At 60.7% G+C, this 326-nt stretch carries 1 pseudogene; it reads right to left on the bottom strand.

From position 1 onward, the window contains the following. Positions 1-226: pseudogene (locus tag E2K76_RS20215) on the bottom strand (NADP-dependent oxidoreductase); the annotation flags it as partial. Positions 227-326 lie beyond the last annotated feature (100 nt).

The raw sequence follows: 326 nt of genomic DNA, 5'->3' as shown, positions 1-326 counted from the left end.
AGACGGTGCCGCCCACCATCACCTCTCCAATCCCGACCGGGTCGGCATAGGATTTCGCATCGCTCATACGACCGCGCATATAGGGGTCGAGCGAGAGGTAAAGCGTCTCCAGCAGCAACTCGCCGTCCTTCGGTTTGGGCAGATCCGTTGTTTCGACGCGGAAGTCGGTGGGCTTCGGACGTCCTTTGGGACGGCGTGCGAGGACGATACGCTTGGTCTGGGTCATGGAAGGGCTCCGGCTGTTCACTCGCAAAACCAACGCGGGCTTCGCCGCAGGGTTCACTTGTCATGGAAACTTGATCGCGCCGGATCGCGCATCAGTCTTG

Origin of the sequence: Falsirhodobacter xinxiangensis (assembly GCF_004959935.1) — a bacterium.
In the GTDB taxonomy this organism is placed as follows: domain Bacteria; phylum Pseudomonadota; class Alphaproteobacteria; order Rhodobacterales; family Rhodobacteraceae; genus Falsirhodobacter; species Falsirhodobacter xinxiangensis.
The sequence above is the reverse complement of the archived record's forward strand: the minus strand, read 5'-3'. Positions and strand labels throughout refer to the sequence as shown.